The organism is Chitinophaga sp. RAB17 (genome assembly GCF_052114225.1).
Taxonomy (GTDB): domain Bacteria; phylum Bacteroidota; class Bacteroidia; order Chitinophagales; family Chitinophagaceae; genus Chitinophaga.
This window is the reverse complement of sequence record NZ_JBFREI010000004.1, coordinates 138,668-158,030: the sequence shown is the minus strand read 5'-3', so window position 1 is coordinate 158,030 and position 19,363 is coordinate 138,668. Positions and strand designations below refer to the sequence as shown.

At 46.5% G+C, this 19,363-nt stretch carries 14 protein-coding genes; 4 read left to right on the top strand and 10 right to left on the bottom strand.

Annotated features, from left to right (window positions below):
- Window positions 1–573, bottom strand: a complete 573-nt coding sequence (locus tag AB4Z08_RS15985; RefSeq protein ID WP_441574760.1) for a DUF4255 domain-containing protein — start codon at window positions 571–573, stop codon at window positions 1–3.
- Between the two features lie 622 nt (window positions 574–1,195).
- Here AB4Z08_RS15985 and AB4Z08_RS15980 point away from each other — a divergent pair.
- Window positions 1,196–1,765 carry a Crp/Fnr family transcriptional regulator gene (locus AB4Z08_RS15980; protein WP_441574759.1) on the top strand — a complete coding sequence of 190 codons (570 nt, stop codon included), beginning with the start codon at window positions 1,196–1,198 and terminating at the stop codon, window positions 1,763–1,765.
- 93 nt (window positions 1,766–1,858) lie between these two features.
- Window positions 1,859–2,437: an NAD(P)H-dependent oxidoreductase gene (locus tag AB4Z08_RS15975; RefSeq protein WP_441574758.1), complete on the top strand. Its 579-nt coding sequence runs from the start codon at window positions 1,859–1,861 to the stop codon at window positions 2,435–2,437.
- Window positions 2,438–2,591: 154 nt separating this feature from the next.
- Here the strand turns inward: AB4Z08_RS15975 and AB4Z08_RS15970 are convergent, their stop codons facing one another.
- The 8 genes from AB4Z08_RS15970 to AB4Z08_RS15935 all read right to left on the bottom strand — a co-directional run bounded on the left by AB4Z08_RS15970 (window position 2,592) and on the right by AB4Z08_RS15935 (window position 16,287).
- Window positions 2,592–4,733: a hypothetical protein gene (locus AB4Z08_RS15970; RefSeq protein ID WP_441574757.1), complete on the bottom strand. Its 2,142-nt coding sequence runs from the start codon at window positions 4,731–4,733 to the stop codon at window positions 2,592–2,594.
- A 10-nt stretch (window positions 4,734–4,743) separates the two neighbouring features.
- Complete coding sequence (locus AB4Z08_RS15965; RefSeq protein WP_441574756.1) at window positions 4,744–6,990, bottom strand: hypothetical protein; 2,247 nt, start codon at window positions 6,988–6,990, stop codon at window positions 4,744–4,746.
- 83 nt (window positions 6,991–7,073) lie between these two features.
- Entirely contained in the window at window positions 7,074–8,537 is a 1,464-nt protein-coding gene (locus AB4Z08_RS15960) for a SusD/RagB family nutrient-binding outer membrane lipoprotein (RefSeq protein ID WP_441574755.1), read from the bottom strand.
- An 18-nt stretch (window positions 8,538–8,555) separates the two neighbouring features.
- A complete protein-coding gene (locus tag AB4Z08_RS15955) occupies window positions 8,556–12,020 on the bottom strand; it encodes a SusC/RagA family TonB-linked outer membrane protein (protein WP_441574754.1) in 3,465 nt (1,154 codons plus the stop codon).
- Between the two features lie 20 nt (window positions 12,021–12,040).
- Complete coding sequence (locus AB4Z08_RS15950) at window positions 12,041–13,030, bottom strand: FecR family protein (RefSeq protein WP_441574753.1); 990 nt, start codon at window positions 13,028–13,030, stop codon at window positions 12,041–12,043.
- Window positions 13,031–13,111: 81 nt separating this feature from the next.
- Complete coding sequence (locus tag AB4Z08_RS15945; RefSeq protein WP_441574752.1) at window positions 13,112–13,708, bottom strand: RNA polymerase sigma factor; 597 nt, start codon at window positions 13,706–13,708, stop codon at window positions 13,112–13,114.
- 87 nt (window positions 13,709–13,795) lie between these two features.
- On the bottom strand, window positions 13,796–14,740 hold the full coding sequence (locus tag AB4Z08_RS15940) for a dihydrodipicolinate synthase family protein (protein ID WP_441574751.1): 945 nt from the start codon (window positions 14,738–14,740) through the stop codon (window positions 13,796–13,798).
- An 11-nt stretch (window positions 14,741–14,751) separates the two neighbouring features.
- Window positions 14,752–16,287, bottom strand: coding sequence for a sodium:solute symporter (locus AB4Z08_RS15935; protein ID WP_441574750.1), 1,536 nt, complete (start codon window positions 16,285–16,287; stop codon window positions 14,752–14,754).
- Window positions 16,288–16,425: 138 nt separating this feature from the next.
- Here AB4Z08_RS15935 and AB4Z08_RS15930 point away from each other — a divergent pair, with 138 nt between their 5' ends.
- Window positions 16,426–17,283 (top strand): AraC family transcriptional regulator, encoded by an 858-nt coding sequence (locus tag AB4Z08_RS15930; protein ID WP_441574749.1) that lies wholly within the window; start codon window positions 16,426–16,428, stop codon window positions 17,281–17,283.
- A 39-nt stretch (window positions 17,284–17,322) separates the two neighbouring features.
- Here the strand turns inward: AB4Z08_RS15930 and AB4Z08_RS15925 are convergent, their stop codons facing one another.
- Complete coding sequence (locus AB4Z08_RS15925; protein WP_441574748.1) at window positions 17,323–18,405, bottom strand: Gfo/Idh/MocA family protein; 1,083 nt, start codon at window positions 18,403–18,405, stop codon at window positions 17,323–17,325.
- 118 nt (window positions 18,406–18,523) lie between these two features.
- On the opposite strand from AB4Z08_RS15925, the gene AB4Z08_RS15920 reads away from it, so the two are divergent.
- Window positions 18,524–19,309, top strand: coding sequence for a DUF4272 domain-containing protein (locus tag AB4Z08_RS15920; protein WP_441574747.1), 786 nt, complete (start codon window positions 18,524–18,526; stop codon window positions 19,307–19,309).
- Window positions 19,310–19,363: the final 54 nt, after the last annotated feature.

Here is a 19,363-nt window from a genome sequence, read left to right as displayed (position 1 = left end):
TTAAACAGTTTCATCTCCATGTATGTCAGTAATCAGCGAACCACTGATTGGTGGTGCCTGTTGGAACATTAATACGCGTGCTTTATAGATGACAGAGGGCAGGTATCTGCCTCCCATTACCGTCCAGAGATTATTGAGATTTTCGAAGCCAAGGTTGTGCAGATTCAGTACTGCTTCCTGGGCGTCTCCATTCACCGAAATGACGAGGCGCCGGGCCGACTGAAAGCAGCTGATTACCTGGCTGATGGCCTGCATGCTGGTAACGTATGAATCGTACTTCGCAGAAAAAAGCAGGAATGCATTAATGTATACGGCACTCTTTTCCCTGACGAAACTGGTACCGATTTCGCGGAGCGGATAATTGTTTCTCATGGCATTCTCTTCTTCCACAGATACCAGTGTCAAAATCACTTTATCGTGAAACAATTCTTCTCCGCCACCTTCTGCACTTTTATCGTGGATAGATACGTCTCCAATCACGCATTCGAAGAGATCAGCAGGGCCACCTTTCGATCGCAGACTAAAATAGAGATTTAGCTTTGCTACCATCTCTGCAAGCAATAGATCAATCATAAAATATGTTGTATTTAGGGGCAACAAATTTTCATACGCAGGTAGTCGCCAATAGGAAGACACACTACGCGAATGCATAATGAAGACTTGTAGAACTGCACAGACCGAATTACACAGAATATAACCAGTAATGACAGTGAATCTCAGCTGCAACGCGGCAAAGCGGCAAATAATTCAACTGCAAAAAGTAACTTCTTGTAGAAGTTCGTTAGTGTGACGAGACCATTTTCCTTGTGATTTTTTTTGGAGTTACTATTTAAAAAATCTAAATCGCCGATACATTGGGGCTTTGGGGTGCTAAATATTTCCAGACATGAAACTATACAAAATAAATTAAAATACAAAATCTGTTAAAATTAATTTTATTATGGTAACCGTTGGAAGTCAGGATTCCTTTTGATACAGACCGGAGATAAATGCAGTATAGGAGCGGTTATCATCTTACTTAACAAAAACACAAAGGGAGCATCCGGGACAAATACGTAATGCGCAAAATACGGGAAAACACTTAGGAAAAAATGGTGGCGCAGAGGAGCAAAGTAACTACCTCCTAATATGAAATTTAAATCATATCATTCCATCCCCCACATTATCCTACCTTCGCTTTTTATTCATTTTTCATATGCCTGTTCAAGCACTCATAGAATATTTCACCACCATCACCCCATTATCTCTTACTGCACAAACTGCCTTAAAGAGTTGTTTATACCTGGAACATTTTCCTAAAAAAACAATTATACAGCAACAAAACAGGCCGGCACAGCATATTTTCATTGTCCACAAAGGACTGGTACGAGCCTATTATACGCACAACGACAAAGAAGTCACCTCTTCTTTTGGCACCCCGCGCTGCGTGGTTTGTGCCATGGGCAGCCTGTTATCGAATGAACCTGCATTTTATGGTATAGAAACACTGGAAGACAGTGAGCTGTTTTATATAGAATTTGCCGCACTGGAAGCCTTGTACGATGCCCATCATGAACTGGAAAGATTAGGCCGTATCATGATTACCCACTACTACCTGGATCAGGAAAAAGAGTTGAAAGCCATCCGGCTGCAATCTTCCGAACAACGTTATCAAACACTGCTGGCCACACAACCTGAGTTACTGCAACGTGCACCATTGGGCTATGTGGCCTCTTACCTGGGCATTACTCAGGAAACCCTCAGCCGCCTGCGCAGCAGGTATTAAGCGATGTATACTATTACTGATCCCACTATTTGATTTATATCAAATAATGCCTTTGATATATACGGCAATTTCGTGCCGTAACAGACATATAGTATGAAAAGGATATTGATTATACAGGGAAACCCGCATCCGGGCAGTTATTGCAGCGCTTTAGCCACCGCCTATCAGCAGGCAGCACTTTCCGCAGGACATCACACACAGCTGATACATTTACATGATTTAAAGTTTGACCTCAACCTCCGTCATGGATACCGGGAAAGAACCACCTGGGAGCCTGACCTGGAAACTGCCTGGGAACAGATACAGGCAGCAGATCACCTGGTATGGGTCTATCCTACCTGGTGGGGCACCATGCCGGCATTGCTCAAAGGCTTTATTGACAGGGTATTTCTGCCAGGAAAAACATTTAAGTACCGGGAAAAATCCACAATGTGGGATAAACTGCTCAAACATAAATCAGGACGTATTATCACTACCATGGATGCGCCGGTATGGTACAACCGCCTCGTATATAGCAAAGCAGGCATTCGTGCCATGAAAACCGCCACCTTAAAATTCTGCGGCGTATCGCCGGTAAAAGTGACGGTGCTGGACAATGTGAAACATCGCTCCCCGCAGGCAATTGAAAAAGGGATACGGATAGTGGAACGGATTGGAAGAAACGGGAGGTAAATTTCTGATGGCAAAGCTGGCACAGTTGGGCTTATAAAGAGAATAATATGATTTATCAGCTCCATAATAATTTTGATAGCCACGCACCTTCTTAAAAACAAAGCCGCTATCATCGGATGATGATAGCGGCTTTGTACTATTATTTTTGCGTGATCTACTCCAACACTTTCAGGTAGCGTGCCATCCAATATGGCAGCAGGAATTCATCGCCGGCTAGTTCCGACTCCCCTTCATGACCACCATCCAGTGTAAAGGCATTGGCGTTGTGCCGGTGCACCGGCAGTTCATCCAAGGGCAGCAGTACTTCCGTAGCCTGATGGCGGAAGTTGGGTGGCAGCAGGGTAATATCTTTCCGGTTGGAATTTTTGATGGTCCAGGTAACCAGGTCCATCGGGAAAGTTTGTAGCCACCATGTGGTAGCTGCAGCGTCCTGTTCACCGGCTGTAGCCAGCGTGATAAGGTTCCACAGCGCATTTTTCTCCGGGCGTTCTACTTCCCAGTGATTGCGGATAGCGCCCTTGTATTGCTGTTTCAATTCATCAGTAAATGCATAATTGTACAACACCCAGTAGGTCAAAAAAGCCATTTCATCATCGGAGTGATTCCAGTCACCCATGCCCATATCTATGCCCAGGTGCAGATAGCCGGGTGTAGGTTTAATAGTGCGGTAGTCGATGAGGATATTTTTCAGATAGCCGTACTTGTTAATGAGCTTATAGGCTTCGGTCTTATATCGTTCCTTTCCCGTGAGTGCGTAGGCTAACTGCAGTCCGGCCATGATGGTGGTACTGCCCAGTCTGCGGTCGCCAATGGTAACCGGATACCAGTTGATATATTCCGGTCCCCAGCGGGCCCACAGCGTAGGCTTATTATCGATATCCACCAGGGTGTATTTATGGTCGAGGATATGAGTCATGATTTTATCAATGAAAGCAGTGACCCGTTGTTTTTCTTCCGGCGTTTCTGCTACCATTTCATGCAGGATGGCAGCTACCCAGATATAGGCCACATACTCATCGCTGCTGGTATGTCCTTTCCACTCCCATTCCGGATCGGGAGAATCACGCCACCTTTCAGGATCAGAGTTTTTGTAGCCTTTTCTTTCAAATGTGCGGGAAGGAAATCCTTTCAGCTGGTTGATAGACAGTATTCTTTCAAACGCTTCAAAAGCCTCCCAGGCATAGCGTTTAGCAACCGCTTCATGCGTTACTGCATAACGGAAAGCCTGGCTGCCGAGATAAAAGCTGCTCCACAAACCATCGTTATCTGTATCCGCCATTTCAGCGGAGGCGATGTCTCCGGGCGGGTTCAGCTGCAGATTAGCGATGAAGCCATAGCGGATATGGCGTTCCCGGATTTTGCGTTCGAAATAAGCAGCTTTCTGTGCAAGCGTTTGTTGGGTAAATGCAATTTTATTGAGACCGGTGGCAGTGAGGATATATACGTCACCGTTACTATCCGCAGCCATGTCTTTTACCACGTCCTGATCCAGCCAGCGGCGGGAGGCGAAGTAGCGGTAGCTGCCGGCATCGGTTTTCATGAAAGCCCCTTCCGGGGTGCCTGCCCAGAGATGTCCATTCACTACCAGCAACGCGCGTATATCGGGAACGGGTACACGTACCTGCAGAGACAAACTCGTATCACCTGTGCGGCGGTTAATGCCGTAATAACCATTAGCAGTACCCAGTATAATATCATTTCCGTTGAAAGCCATGGCAGTAGCACCATTGACGGCATGAACCCGAACAAACTGTGTTCCATCAAAACGATATACTGCTTTGGCACTCAGGATAAAGAACTCCCCTCCATTGGCAGCCATACTTTGAACACCCTCCGTGATGAGAGGTAATTCCTGCAGTTGACTGTTATGCCCAATCGCCAGGGCATTGTTACCGGATAATAGCATACGACCGGCAGCATCTACCACCACGCGGTTGAATTTATTCAACGGCAAATTGATATAAGGCACACCTGCGTAACCATTGGTCAGGCATTTATCCGGATACAGATAATACAGGTGTCCGCTGGTTTCCTGCGTGGTTACATCCACCGGTACTTTCTGCGCCAGTGGCCGAAAGCGAAGATCCCGTACCAGGTCGTTTCCACTGAGGCGATAAAATCCCTGTGAAGTGAGTACCTGTACATTGTCGTTGTAGTCTGTGATGACTTTAAGTAACTGCAGCCCTGCCGGAACATGATACTTAACAGATACCGCCTGTGTAAAAGGCTGGTCGGACGTGGCATAGGTGGCACACGACAGCAGCAGAGCTGCTGCCAGGTTCGTTAATTTCTTCATTCCGATAGTTTTATAATTTAATCAGCCACACTTCGGTGACCCTTGAATGTTGGCGCCAGTTGAGGTGTTCTTCATCTATACTATCCCACGTAAGTAAAAGAGTACCGGTTTTACTCAGCGCCGGAGGTACCGCGAATTCTTTCCCTTCTCCAATGCCTTTGTTATATAAGCCCGGAGTAAGTCTTACGCCATTGGCACGCAACAGGCTTTCCCCATAACCGGTTACACGGATCACATATTGCGCCGTGGTATCCAGGTGGTCGTAGCGCATAGCAGAAGGCCAGCGCAGACTTACCATCCAGGAAAGTCTTTTACGGCTATAGCCACTCTCCCACCAGTCGAAGCCGGGGGCATCACTCCTGCGCACCAACGGATCGGTGTGCAGATCTTCTGTACGCACTACGTGCGGCGATTTGGAAATATTGCCAACTGCATCATAATAACTTCCCGGTCCGGGATTTTCCCAGCGGGCAATAGTATCCAGCGCTTTTCGTTGTGCCGTTTCCGGTAGTGTACGAATATAACGGAACTTGTCCTCCAGCCACCAGCGGTTATTCAACGGTCTGTCGAGGAAATCCAGTACTGCACCTCTTTCCGGCCCGGCAGCCTGGTATTTGGCGACACTGGTTTGCAGGGCGACTGATTTGAAAAGTGCATCACATAATGCAACGATACGATTCCGCCATTGCGGCATGATGACTTCATCTGCCTGTTTCAGTATTTTTTCTGCGCGGCCAATTGCATCACCTCCTTCCAATAGTGTACGATTGACAGCGGTTTCCAGTGCGGCCTCACGGATAGCACGTTTTCTCGTATAGGCGTCATAGTAAGCTCTCAACAGGCACATTTGCCAGCGCCAGTTAGTAGCCAGTTCCGCATGTTCTTTCTCCAGTTTTTGCCATAACAGCAATGTTGCTTCGATGCCGCCATTATCGGCGATAGCACCGTCCCAGTTTTTTTCCAGCGCAAGAATACCGTCAGCAGCATCTTCCCGAAAGGCAGCACCAAAAAAGAAACTGCTGTATTGTATTAATATCTCTCTCACATCTGCCCGGCTGTCCCAGCCCAGCATACTCCAGACCATTTTATTGATGTCATCATGCGCGCCATCGGAATAGCTGATAAAGCCATCCATATACGGTGCAATAAAACGGTAAATGTTAGCATAGTACAAGGGTTGCGGATTCACTGGTTCACGGCCCAACGTCATGGCAAAAGCCGGATCCCACCATACCACGGGGTAATCACAACGTACCGTATGTGTGATATCCGGGTAGTGGCGAATGGGATAAGTGGAAGGCAATGCCGCCCTGGTATCTTCCAGCGAAGGGCTGGAGGGACCCACTACGATCCCGCCCAGCCACGCCGGCATGTGTTGATGGATATAGGAATAAACGAACGCGCATTCGTCCGGGTTATAGCCTTGCAGCGATAACCAGATACGCGCTTTCGGATGATACTTTTTTAAGGCAATGGATAATTCTTCCAGCAAGGGAATCACCAGTTGCGGTGGATTATTGCCGGGATCTCCACCGGGAAAGAACACAGCATCGAGTCGTGTTGCCTGCCGGAAGAGGGTATCAAACTGCAGCAGGTAATGGGTTCTTTTGGCGGTATCTTTCAGATCAAAAGTGGCCGGTGTCCATACAGAAAAGTCCAGGTCATATTTTTTGCAGAAGCCGCTGATACGCGCATTCATGTCCATGGAAGACAGGTGAAAATGGGGAGATGGCGGCATAAAAGGAATGGCTTCAATACTGTTGGCGCCGAAGATAGCCAGGTCGCGGATGTATTGTTCGTATTGCTCCGGCGTCCACCCATCGTAGGAGTTGGCGAGATGACGATAACCAATCTGATGCCCGCGCACGACCTTTTCCGGGCTGGCATCCACATTTAGTATATCCGGCAACGTTACCTGTTGCTGCCGGTACTCCATGATGCGGAGCAGGTAACCTGCGCCATACAGCAAGCCACGGGTGCCATCACCGTCCACTTGTATGATTTGTCTTTTTTTATCGATGGTAGTCCGGATATGATATGATTCCGGTGCGCATTTGATGCTGTTAAATACAATCACCGGGCCGTTCTCCGGCATCTTGTTGCTGATCGGCCAGGTAAGACCGGTACGGCGTTGTACTTCTTCCTGTAATACCTGGGCAGCGATCTGTTTATCTTTACTAACAATAGTTACCTGCTGCAAACCGGCAGCGCTACAAAAAAATGGAATTAAAAATAGTACAGTAAGGAATCCTTTCATTATTTAAGACGGCTTAACAAAGAAAAAAGGAATAGCAGGACAAAATAGCGGGTAGCAACAGGCCACCCGCTTTATTTAATATTTTATTTCAGGTACCACATCAGGGTGGTTTGTTTATCAGGACCGAATACTGTTAACGCTTGCTGGTATTGATCTTCATTGGTATCACGTTCACCGGTTGGATAGATGTAACGTTTAGGTAAAACAGGTGTAGAAGAAAGCGGTCCCAATACAAATTTCGGGAACCCGGTGCGGCGGTTATCGAACCATGCTTCCGGGGTTTTAATGAATCCGGCGATCCACTTCTGACCAATCAGTTGTTCCAACGTGCCGTTGTATTTCACGAGTGGCTGATTGTAGTAAAGCGAATCTGTTGCTGTTTTATCAACGCCGTAATATTTCATGCTGGCGTTGATGCCATCATAGTAAAGGTTTTCGGCTGTTTTACCTGCTACCATTACTTTTCCAGCCTGTACACATTCTGCCAGAATAAAGCATACTTCCGCATAGGTAAGCATGGTAGCATTTACCATGGGATCGCTTTTGCTGGCAAACATTTTAGAAAGGCGTGATATATGATCGGCGCCGCCGTTGTAGTCGTAAGGAGCTGAAATAGCGTTAGGTACACCTACATAGGGCAGCGTATCGATGGTACCTCCTTTCAGTGAATCGACTTTAGCGATCCATACCTGCAGCCGTGGATCTTTGCGTTTTAGCAGTGCGTCCACGATTTCTTTACTGGGTTTACGTTTGTCAAATTCGGAGAATGAATTGGATAGTGGCCAGCTATCATCGCTTATCTTACCAAGGTATTTTAGTTCGGCATTGTCAGCATTGCTTTCAAAGATGGGATATTTACTTTTATCATTGAGGATCTCCTGCATTTCAGTAAAGGCAGCGCTATAGTTTTTTGATATGCGCAGCAACATTCTTAGCCGGAGTGAGTTGGCAAACTTACGCCACTGAATAGCTTTCCCTCCGTACATCACATCTGCTTTGGCATCTATGTCACCACTGGTGCTGGTCAGTCCATCATTGGCTTCTCTTAATGTTTTCAGCAAAGCAGGATAAATCACCTCCTGGCGGTCGTATTTAGGGTGGCTCAGTGTCTGGCTTTTCAGCAACAGGGCTTCACTGTAAGGAATATCTCCGAAGAGATCAGTCACATAGGCAAAGTTAAATGCCTCCAATACTTTACCTACGGCAATATATTGTGGCGCATTTTGTTTGATGGCCAGGTCCATCATTTCACGGTTGGCAGACAGCCGGCTGTAATAATCGTCCCAGCTTTGAGGGCCCCAGTCAAATTTATCGTCCCCCTCATTGCGTACCATTGTAATGTAACGGCCTGCAGACGCAGGTTTACTCGTATAGGCTTCATCCTGGTACATATAGGCTGTTTTGATCAGCACAGATGACAGCAGGAATTCCGGGTTGATCACTTCTGATTCATTCGGATTTACGTTGAGCTCTTCCAATCCCTTTTTACAGGAAGCGAAAAGCACGCCGAATAGCAGTATGTAATATTTTAAAGGCATGCGTTGCATAACCATACAATTATTGGTTTAGAAATTGAAACCTACTTTAGCACCAAAAGAACGGGTGTAAGGCAAACCCCAGCTGGTTACTCCCGGAGAGAAACTACCATTCGAGATGGTCATGGCCGTTTCCGGATCATATCCTGCTTCCGCAGCTGTCCAGGTGAACAGGTTGCGTGCTATCAGTGATACCGACAAATTTCCCAGCGGCAATCTACCCAGTGTTTTCTTTGAAAAGTTGTAGGTGAGCGAAGCTTCCCTCAATTTTACATAGCTGGCATCAAAAGTAGAACGACCGTTAAAACTCCAATAATATTCGCCATAGTAGTTTTCCGGATCTGTTACGATATCATTCTTTTTATATTTACCGTTGCCGGCATCGATATAGCCATCGAGGATCATACCATCTGTACGTTGATGGCCGGCATCATCTGTCCAGGTCAATCCTCCGTTTTTAGGATCACGGCCCGGAAGGGTTGTTTGTGTACGGCCATCACTCAACAGGTTCTTGGCTACATAAGAGAAGAATTTTCCTCCCTGGCGCCAGTCGACCAGTACATTCAGCGTAAATCCTTTATAGCTGAAGGTATTTGAAATACCTACTGAAAAGTCAGGGTTATAATTACCAATCTTTACGTAATCATTCACTTTCTGATAACTGCCATCGCTGGCCAGTAAAGGTGCTCCCTTATGTTCTCCATCCGGCACCGTTTCCCAACCCTGTGCATACATGTCTCCCATTTCTGAACCTTCCTGTACCAGGAAGCGTATACCTTCTGCTCCACCGGCCAGATAGCTGCTGATACCATCTACCAGCTCCAGTACTTTGTTACGGTTGCGGGTATAATTTACCAGGAGATCCCAGCGGAATGGTCCTGCTACCGGCGTTGCATTCAATGCGATCTCAATACCTTTATTCTGTATTTTTCCTGCATTTACAATCATGCTTTTATAACCGGAAGCTGATGTGGTGGGAATAGGAATGATCTGGTTACGGTTCACCGTGTTATAGTACGTTACATCTATTCCCAATCTTCCTTTTAAGAACCTAACATCCGCACCAAATTCATGAGAGGTAGCAATGAGTGGTTTAAGGTGATTATTCTTCAGGACATCGCTAATATTAGCCTGTTTCACATCATCCCAGTCCTGTCCGAAATTAAACGTATTATATAGGTTATAAGGATCTGTATCGCCACCTACCTGCGCCCAGCTGGCTCTCAGCTTGGCAAAAGAAAGCACCTCGGATTTAATGTTCAGCATATCTGATACCACCAGGCTTAAGGCCGCCGAAGGATAAAAATAGGAATTAGAACCTGTCGGCAGGGTGCTGGACCAATCGTTTCTGGCCGTCAGGTCAAGAAAAGCGTAATTACGATAACTGACCTGCCCCATTCCATACACACTGTTAATACGTTTGGTGGACCTCCCTGATTGATTTCTAACTGTACCAGCTTTAGCGTTGGCAATATTGAATAACTGTGGTATTACCAGGCTTTCGGAACTCTGCGAAGTACTTCTTCCTACCTGGTTCATGCGGTTGGCACCACCTGATAAAGAGAAAAAGAAATCCTTGTTGAGTTGCTTTTTATACGTCAGCAGAAAGTCGGTATTCTGTTCACGGAAATACTCCGTTGAAACGGCGTAGGCGCCGGTTTCATTATTGATCGAACCAAATGGTCGTTTACTTTCCCGGGATTCCGAATAAAGATCCATACCGGTACGCCCCATAAGGGTAAGGTCTTTCGTAATATCTATATTTAATTCTACGTTGCCCATGATACGGTCACGGTCGTACGCATTCGTGAATTCATATGCGACAAAGTAGGGATTGTCTGTGCTTCCCGGCAAATGTGTAAACTGTTGTAATCCTTCTTTACCAGGCAACCAGTAATTACGTAGTTTTTTGATATCGATATTAGGCGTAGTGGTATAAACAATGTTGCTGACACTCCCCCGATTGAAAGTAGGACGGTTGCCGCTACTATTTTTCGTATAGCCGATATTGGTACTCACCCTAACCTTTGGATGCAGGGTATAACCGGCAGCGAGATTGAGTGTATTTCTTTTAAGATCAGTATTGGGGGTAATTCCTTCGTTACTCAGGTTGGTGAAGGAAAGACGCAGATTCCCATCCTTATTGTTTTCAGTTATCGCCACGTTGTTGGTAAACGTCGAACCGGTGCGGAAAAAGTCTTTATGCCGGTTGGGATACGCTACCCAGTCGGTAGGAATAGGATTGCCATTGGCATCCAGCGGGCTATCCCATTGTACATGTTTGGATCCATCATTCAGTCTGGGTCCCCAGGACGCTTCAGATATTGTTTCATCAGATCCGGCCCTGTCACCGGCACCAAACTCATTCTGGAACTTTGGAAATAACCAGGGCTGGTCCAGCATAATGCTGGAGTTGACGGAAACACCCAGTCCTTTCTTTGTGCCGGAACCGGATTTAGTGGTTACCAGTATTACGCCGTTGATAGCGCGTGAACCATACAAAGCAGAGGCACTGGCCCCTTTAAGTACACTGATATTAGCAATATCATCGGGATTGATGTCAGACACTGTGCTTCCATAATCTACTACTACCTCTCCAACCGGTTGTGTTGGATTACGTACCGCCGGCGCAATAGGAATACCATCCACTACATATAATGGCTGATTATAGCCGCTAAGACTACTTTGCCCGCGAATGGTCACCAGGGAGGTGCCACCGGGATCAGAGCTCGTACTTCTGACGTTTACACCAGCTACCTTACCGGATAAAGCATTGGCAATATTTACTTCCTTTACGGTGCTTACCTGGTCGCCTTTCAATGTGGCAATAGAATAGCCCAGTGCTTTTTCCTGGCGTTTAATACCGAGTGCGGTCACCACCACATCATCCAGGCTACGAATATCCGCTATTAACTTTACCTGCATATTACCGTTGGCAACAGATTGCTCTTTTGTAAGATACCCTACGGAGCGAAATACCAGCACTGCATCGTTGTTGCTTACACGCAACGAAAAGTTTCCGCCGGCATCTGTAGCTGTACCATTGGAAGTACCCTTCTCATGCACGCTAACACCGGGAACAGCATTCCCTTTTTCATCTGTTACCGTACCTTTTACCTGCACATCCGCAGCAGCAGTTACTTTAGATACTGCAGATGCGCGAATGGCGTAATCATGTTCACTGAGTTTCACCACCTGTAATCCGAGTGGTGTCAGTATTTTACTGAGTTGCCCTTCCAGGTTGCCGGCAGTTAATCGTGCCTGTTTTGCGGCAACGAACTTGTCGGCTACCTGTACGGGGGAATAATTAAAGCTGACATTCAACCTGGTTTCCAGGTTGGTCAGCATTTGGCGGAGGGAGATGGATTCTGCTTCCCCTGGAGTACTTCCACTGTTCACCATTAATTGCTGTGCTGCCGTGTGGGTGGTCAGCAGTAACAATAACAGCAGCAGGGCGCTCCATGGAGCATAAAGCTTCGTAAAGCTCTTTTGCATAACTGTAAATTTTAAAAACCTTATTCAAAAATGATGACTGAATTGTTTTGTGTCATTTTCAGCTGATGCACGGTGGCCATAGCTTTCAATAGTATCGCAGGATCAGCGGCAGGGCCAGCACCCGTGAACAGCAGGCCTTCCATCCTTTTATTCCTGAATTGAATATGATAGCCGTAAATATCTTCTAACTGCTGTGCTACATTGATCAATGATTCGTCGCGATATACCAGGCGGTGTTGTTTCCACGCAGTGAGTTGTGCTGCATCTGCCAGCAGGCGCTGGTGTGCGCCGGGTGTAAACAACATTCTATCGCCGGGCTGCATATGCAGACTATCATTTACCACGATCTTTCCTTCTTCCAGTAATACTTTTACGTTATCGTGCCGGTTATATACATTAAAAGCGGTGCCTTTTACCTCAATGGTCACCTGTGGCATTAACACCCGGAATTTAGGATGCAGGCCCGCAGGTGATTTAGATACATTAAAATAGGCCTCTCCATTTAGTGTTACTGTTCTTACTTTATCCTGCTGCCATCTGGCAGGATAGGTGATGGATGAATTGGCATTGAGCTGTACCACAGATCCATCCGGTAGCTGCACCGTTTTGGTTTCACCAAAACCGGTTTGTACAATGATCTTCTCCGGGACTGCACTACCGGTACCATACCATATAACGGCCAACAGGACTACACAGGCAGCAACCACTGCAGCGCCCAGGACATATAGCCATCTACTGCGCAGTGGTCCGTTATTTTTTTTAATGACGGCATCGTTCAGCAGGTTGTCTATCTGATCTTTTACAGCGTGCATTTCTTCCATACTTACCTCATTACTCCGAAACCGGAATGCCAGTACCATTGCCCTTGCCTCCTGCAGCTCGGATTCTTTTTCCGGATGCGCTGACTGCCAGGCCGCCCAGAAAGCAGCCTTATCTCTATCATGCAGCACCCATGCCTGGAATGAGGCATCTGCCGCAAAATCTGCGGCAGCATATCCACCATAGTTCATAAAAAAGTACCTTATTCAATCAGAAGAGTCGGGAACCGGGTAAATACCCTCAGGAAAATCAATCTATTTTTAAATTATTTTTTAACGGACCATCAGGGCCGATTCATTGGGTGCCAGTAATTCCTTTAATTCAGCTATCGCACGGTATATTAAGGTGCGTGCATATTTTACTTCTTTCAACACCATAATCTCCGCAATCTCCTCATAGGTAAGGTTTTCGTAAAAACGGAGATAGATCGCTTCTTTTTGCCGGAGCGTGAGTGCGTTCAATTTTTGTTGCAGCAGGCGGTTGGCTTGCTCTGTATGTTGGCGGTGGATCAGGATACTTTCAGGAGACAGTTCCAGGTCGAAGAGTGATATCATCCCTTCATCCAGGCTGCCGGGCAGTCTGGATGATTTCTCCAGGTAGCGGAATAATTTTCTTCTGGCAGATACCAGCAGGTAACTTTTCAGATTGACAGGTGTGGCAAGACCGGCACGTTGCAGGAACAGCTGTGAAAAGAAGTCCTGCAACATGTCTTTTACCAGGCTACGATCCGTTGTAAACCGGATACAATACCGGAACAACAGCGGAAAGTAGCGCCGGTATATTTCCCCGAAAGCATCCCGGTCTCCCTCACAGAGCCGGACCCACAGGAACTTTTCGTCTTGCTGTGAATTATAAAGGCTGGTTGACATCTCTTATGTGAATTAGGAATAAGGATTTCTCTAAACTACACATTGGCCGTTTGCCATCATAATTTCCTGTCGAAAAATAACAACTAATTAATGTGAAGGCAAGGTAGCTGTCACCACTTCTTTTATCTGTAATCTATCGCACCAGCCTTTGAAATCACGATAAATCTGCTGTAAGGTCCCTTTCTGCTCCGGCGTTAGTTCCAGCGCATGCGCGCGGCTGATAGTACGCACCGGCAGCCCCCGGAGCTGCAAAAAGTACTTGGCACTCAAGGGATACCCGATATGAATCAGCGGATCTACCCTTTGCAACTCCGTCTGTATCCAGGATACATCTTCCTGTTTGCTTTCATCGTTGATATGGTTACATAGCCAGACCAATATTTCCGGATAAAAATTGCCGGAGATAGAGGACATGCCGGCCGCACCCATTTTCATAGAGGCGACCGCGTTAGGCGTGTGTGCATCGTAGAACTCCAGCCGGCTCCCCGCTGTCACGGCCAGTTTAGCCCTTACGTTTTCCACGCTGCAGGACGTATCTTTATGATAAATCAACCGGTTGGTAGCCAGTAATGTAGCTAAAATCTCCGGAGTTATCACTCTTTTATAAGGTGCAGGGCATTCATACAAACCCAGGGGGATATTTCCCGTGAGCGAAAACAGCTGCTCAAATCTTTGCAGCAGGATATCATCCGGCTCATCTATGTTGGCAAAATGCCCGGTGATCATGATCACCGAATCTACGCCTGTATCATGGATCTTTTGGGTGAACAACGCCTTGTCGGGAATGGTTAATCCAAACGACCCGGTAGCCACTACCGGCGCCCGGCCATTCACATAGCGGACTACATGGCGGGTGAGTTCCAGCCGCTCATCTTCACTGATACTGTACATTTCAGAAGAAAGACAGTTAGCGAAAAAACCTTTCACGCCAGCTTCCAGGTAAAAGTCTATCAGCTGCTCCACCATGTCGTGATCAATCTGTGCTTTCAGATTAAACGGTGTAATCATCACCGGTACAAATTTCTTTTGCATAACAAACAGGTTTAAGATTCAGGGAGTGCCCTGCGTTGCAGCCGCGTTAGCAGCATGCCCGCCAGGAATATTGACAAAGTGCCCACTACAATAATCAGGTGCACATGCAACGGACTACGCCATTGCTCCCATGCCGCAGGCAGGTATTTTGAAAGAGACATCCAGAGAATCACCACCAGACCTATCAGCGTAGCAGTAACGGCGGCAGCATTCTTTGTTCTGGACACAATGCCCAGCAGAAATAAACCCAACATACCGCCGGCGAAGATGCCCGATAATTCCCACCACATATCCAGGATGCTTTTCACTCCTATCATGGAGATGCCAAAAAGAATGGCCAGCAAACCTGTCACCGTAGTAGCGATGTAGAGTACCTTCATATCTTTTCCAGGACCGGATACCCGGTTGATATACCGTTGGTAAATATCTTTCAGAAAAACAGTAGCGGTGCTGTTCATACCACTACTCACGGTGCTCATAGCTGCTGATAGAATAGCGGCTACAATTAATCCCAGCAATCCTTTTGGTACTTTTGTGACCATAAACCAGGGCAATACCTTATCGCCATAATCCGCTGGCAACAAGGTTTCCACGGGCACATGCCGCTCAGCAGCTACCGTTTGCTTTACTGCCAGTATCATTTCCGGATGTTGCTGCGTGTAGGCAAATAAGGCCGTACCAATAAAAAAGAAGACCATACTTACCGGCACATACCAGTATACACATAACCAGATACTGCGGGAAGCTTCCTTCTCAGACCTGGCAGTATGATAGCGTTGTACGTAGTTTTGGTCCATACCGAAATTATTCAGGTTGATGAAAAATCCGTAGAGCAACACTACCCAGAAAGTAGAGGTACGCACATCAGCCGGATTAAAACTCCCCAGTGAAAACTTAGCGTTGTCCATCCCAATCCTGAAAATATCGGCGATCCCGTTGTTCATCCCTGTAATCACCAGCCCCAGGATAATTAACGCTCCGGCGGTTTTAACGATACCCTGCAGTACTTCTGTCCAGATGACTGCTTCCATGCCTCCCAACACTGTATATATGATAATGCAGATGCCTGTAACGGTCATGATTGTACGCATTTCCAAACCTGTAAGCGCCTGTAACGCCAATGCTACACCGAAAAAGATAGACCCCATCCTGGCCAGCTGCATCAACATAAAACAAACCATGGCGTATGTTCTGGCCCAGGGGCCGAAGCGGCGTTCCAGATGTGTATAGGCACTTACTTCACCGCTATGGCGATAGAATGGCACAAAATACTTCGCTGCAATAAAGGCCGCCAGTGGCATCGACAAGCTGAATACAAATGCATTCCAGTTGCTGCCGAAAGATTTTCCGGGCACACCCAGAAAAGTATTGCTGCTTAAAAAAGTAGCGTACAACGAAAGTCCCAATGCCCAGCCCGGAATCGTTCCGGAAGCTGTTGTAAATTGTGCAGCATTCTTATTTTTCCTGGAAAACCACAGTCCCACCAGGATCATACACAGCAGGTAAATCACAATGACAGCCAGATCAATTAAAGGCATTTGATGCATAGGTGTTCGCTATTGGTTGATAATTTCATACGTGGAAACAAAAAATCACAGTGCTGCTTTCTTATGCTAAGGTTGTCTTTTTTTTTGTATCAAACAATGTTGCATGTTATGAAAAGAATGGCTTAAATTACTATCACCATGAATCACCTTGCTGCCAACACACCCAGTACATGGATCTTACCTGACCACCTGAAACGTAAGCTGGAAAAACATCCGCTTGGCAGGAATCTTTTTATTACCAACATTGGCCGCTATCCTGAAAATACTGCCCGAGAACCCGGCGAAGTAAAGGCATCACCGGTATATACCCTGTTGTATTCCGCACATGGCAAGGGCTGGCTGGAAGTGGGCAAAAAAAGAACGGTCATCAAAACCAATCAGTACCTGATCATTCCGGCAAATACCACTTTTCGTTCGGGACCATCTCCGGATGATCCCTGGCGTTTGTATTCGGTACAGTTTTCCGGACTGCTGGCGGATGACATCTACCGCTACCTCGGTACTGCCTTAAAGCCTCACACCATCCCGCCACTGGTGGGCAGGAATGCGCAGTTTGATGATATTCTGCATCACCTGGACCTCATGAATAATATTGAGAACCTGTTATATGCCAACTTCCGGTTCTATAGCTTCCTCGGCACTTTTCGGCTCACTGTTTTTAATTACATGAAACACGGCGCAGAAAATATTATAGAACGATGTATCACGCTAATGAAGCAGCAACTGGATAAACACTTAACGTTGGCAGACCTTTCCCGCGAAACGGGTTTTTCTGCTTCCTATCTTTCTGCGTTATTCAAAGAAAAAACACGCTACTCTCCTATTCAGCTGTTCACGTCCCTCCGCATGCAGAAGGCCAGCCAGCTATTAAGAGAAACAGATTTTACCGTGAAAGAAATTGCGGGGGAAATGGGGTATCCGGATCAGTATACTTTTTCCAGGTCTTTTAAATTAATCATGGGCGTGTCGCCCAAAACGTTCAGGGATAAGCTTTGAGCAACATGCGAGGGCTGCACATTGCTCAAAGTATTTTTATCAGAGCATGACCACTTTACCGGTACGTACAGATTCATCACAGGCAAAAGCAATACGGAGACTGTTTACCGCATCCTGCACATGTTCCGTGAGGTCTATATCTTCCCGGATCGCCTGTAAAAAATATAATTGTTCCCGGTCGCATAAGCCCTGATGTCCAGGTTCTCCTTCCATTGTGATCCAGGTATCTTCTTTTACAAATTTCCCGTTTTCATCCAGTGCAGCATGATGGAAACGGAGCGACTCTGTTTTAGTATGTGCGTCTACGTTATCAGACTTACCGGCGCCGCCGGCATCTTTAGCAACAATAGATACAGATCCTTCCGGCCCGATCACATCTTTTACAAAGAAGGCGGTTTCGCTCATCATAGGACCCCAGCCAGCCTCATACCAACCAACAGAACCATCTTCAAAACGGATCTGTAGTTGTCCGTAGTTATAATTATCTGCCGGCACATCATCTGAGAGCCTCGCACCGATAGCGTATACCTGTACTGGCTTTGAGCGGGTCATCTGGCACATCACATCAATATAGTGAACACCGCAATCTACAATAGGACTCAAACTTTGCAACAGGTTACGGTGTACCATCCATTTGTTACCCGAACTTTGCTGATTGAGGTTCATGCGCATCACCAGTGGCTTACCCAATTGCTGCGCCAGTTCTACAAAACGCTGCCAGGAAGGATGATGCCGGAGTATATAACCCACTACCAGTTTCTTACCGGCTTTGCGGGCTGCCGCTGCCACACGCTCCGCTCCTGCAACAGAGTCGGCCAGTGGCTTTTCTATAAATACATGACATCCCTGTTCGAATGCCGTAATAGCAAAGCTTTCATGTGTATCCGGATACGTGGAAATACATACGGCATCCGGTTGGGTGGCTGCCAATGCTTCTTCATAATGACTATACAGACTATAACCTCCACCCAGCTTATCATTCAGTACCTGCTTACTGGCACCGGTAGATACAATACCACAGATTTCAAATCCATCCAATGTGTGAAAGGCAGTGGCATGGGAAGCGCCCATATTACCACAACCCACTACTAATACACGTAAAGGTTTCAATGATTCAGACATACAATGCACGTTTTATGTTTCTTACGGAATGGTAAGATACATTCAAGGCGATAGATTTACAAACGCGGATTCCATAGGCATATGAAATATGTACTATATTTAAGGTTTAAATCTGCATATGAAGCATTTAAAAATAGTTCTGGCTGCAGGAACAATGTTGTCACTATTCGGCTGCGGGCAGACCCCGCGGGCCCCAGTGCAGGAAGTTAAGATAGAAACACCTGATATTAGTAAACCGGTTGAAAACATCACGCCTTCTGCCGATCAGCAACGCAGACGTTTAGCTTCCGAGGCCATATGTGTGGCACATAATATTCCGATATACAATAACCAGAATGCCTTATTTGTGGCGCCGGAAGACAGCGTTACCATCAGGACAAAAGAGGAAGTAGTCAACAGGGCACTGGCATTATGTTTTATGGAATTGAAAAGCGAAAGTGCTGGCAAGGCCATATTAGCAGACTTCGACAAGCACTATCAGGTGATGCAGCATCTTACGGAAGCAGAAAAAGCTTTTATACTCGCAGACCGCCCTACCGCACAGGACATGGCCAACGCCAACTGGAGAGCGGAAGGAACACATGTGATGTTATGGGCATTAGGATATATAGATAGTTTATCTTTCCCGGACGCTGTCTGTAATGTGACGGCAGATGTAGACCTTATTTCTTCATTTAATGCCCCGCAATTCAGGGATAAAGCAAAATTGAGAAGTAAAAAAGAAATACTTGATCAGGCTGATTTGATTTTGAGATATGATTGGGCCTGCACAAGTGCAAATCTTCAACAGCAGAACGCGCCGGGAAACCTGCATCCTGAAGTAGTATTAGAAAGACATATTGCTTTAAACTGGCTGATAAATTATATGAATCAGGCCTGGGATGATGTAAGTCCTGATACCTGATCGTGTTATCTTTAATAGAAAAGGGCAGACATGGATGTCTGCCCTTTTCTATTT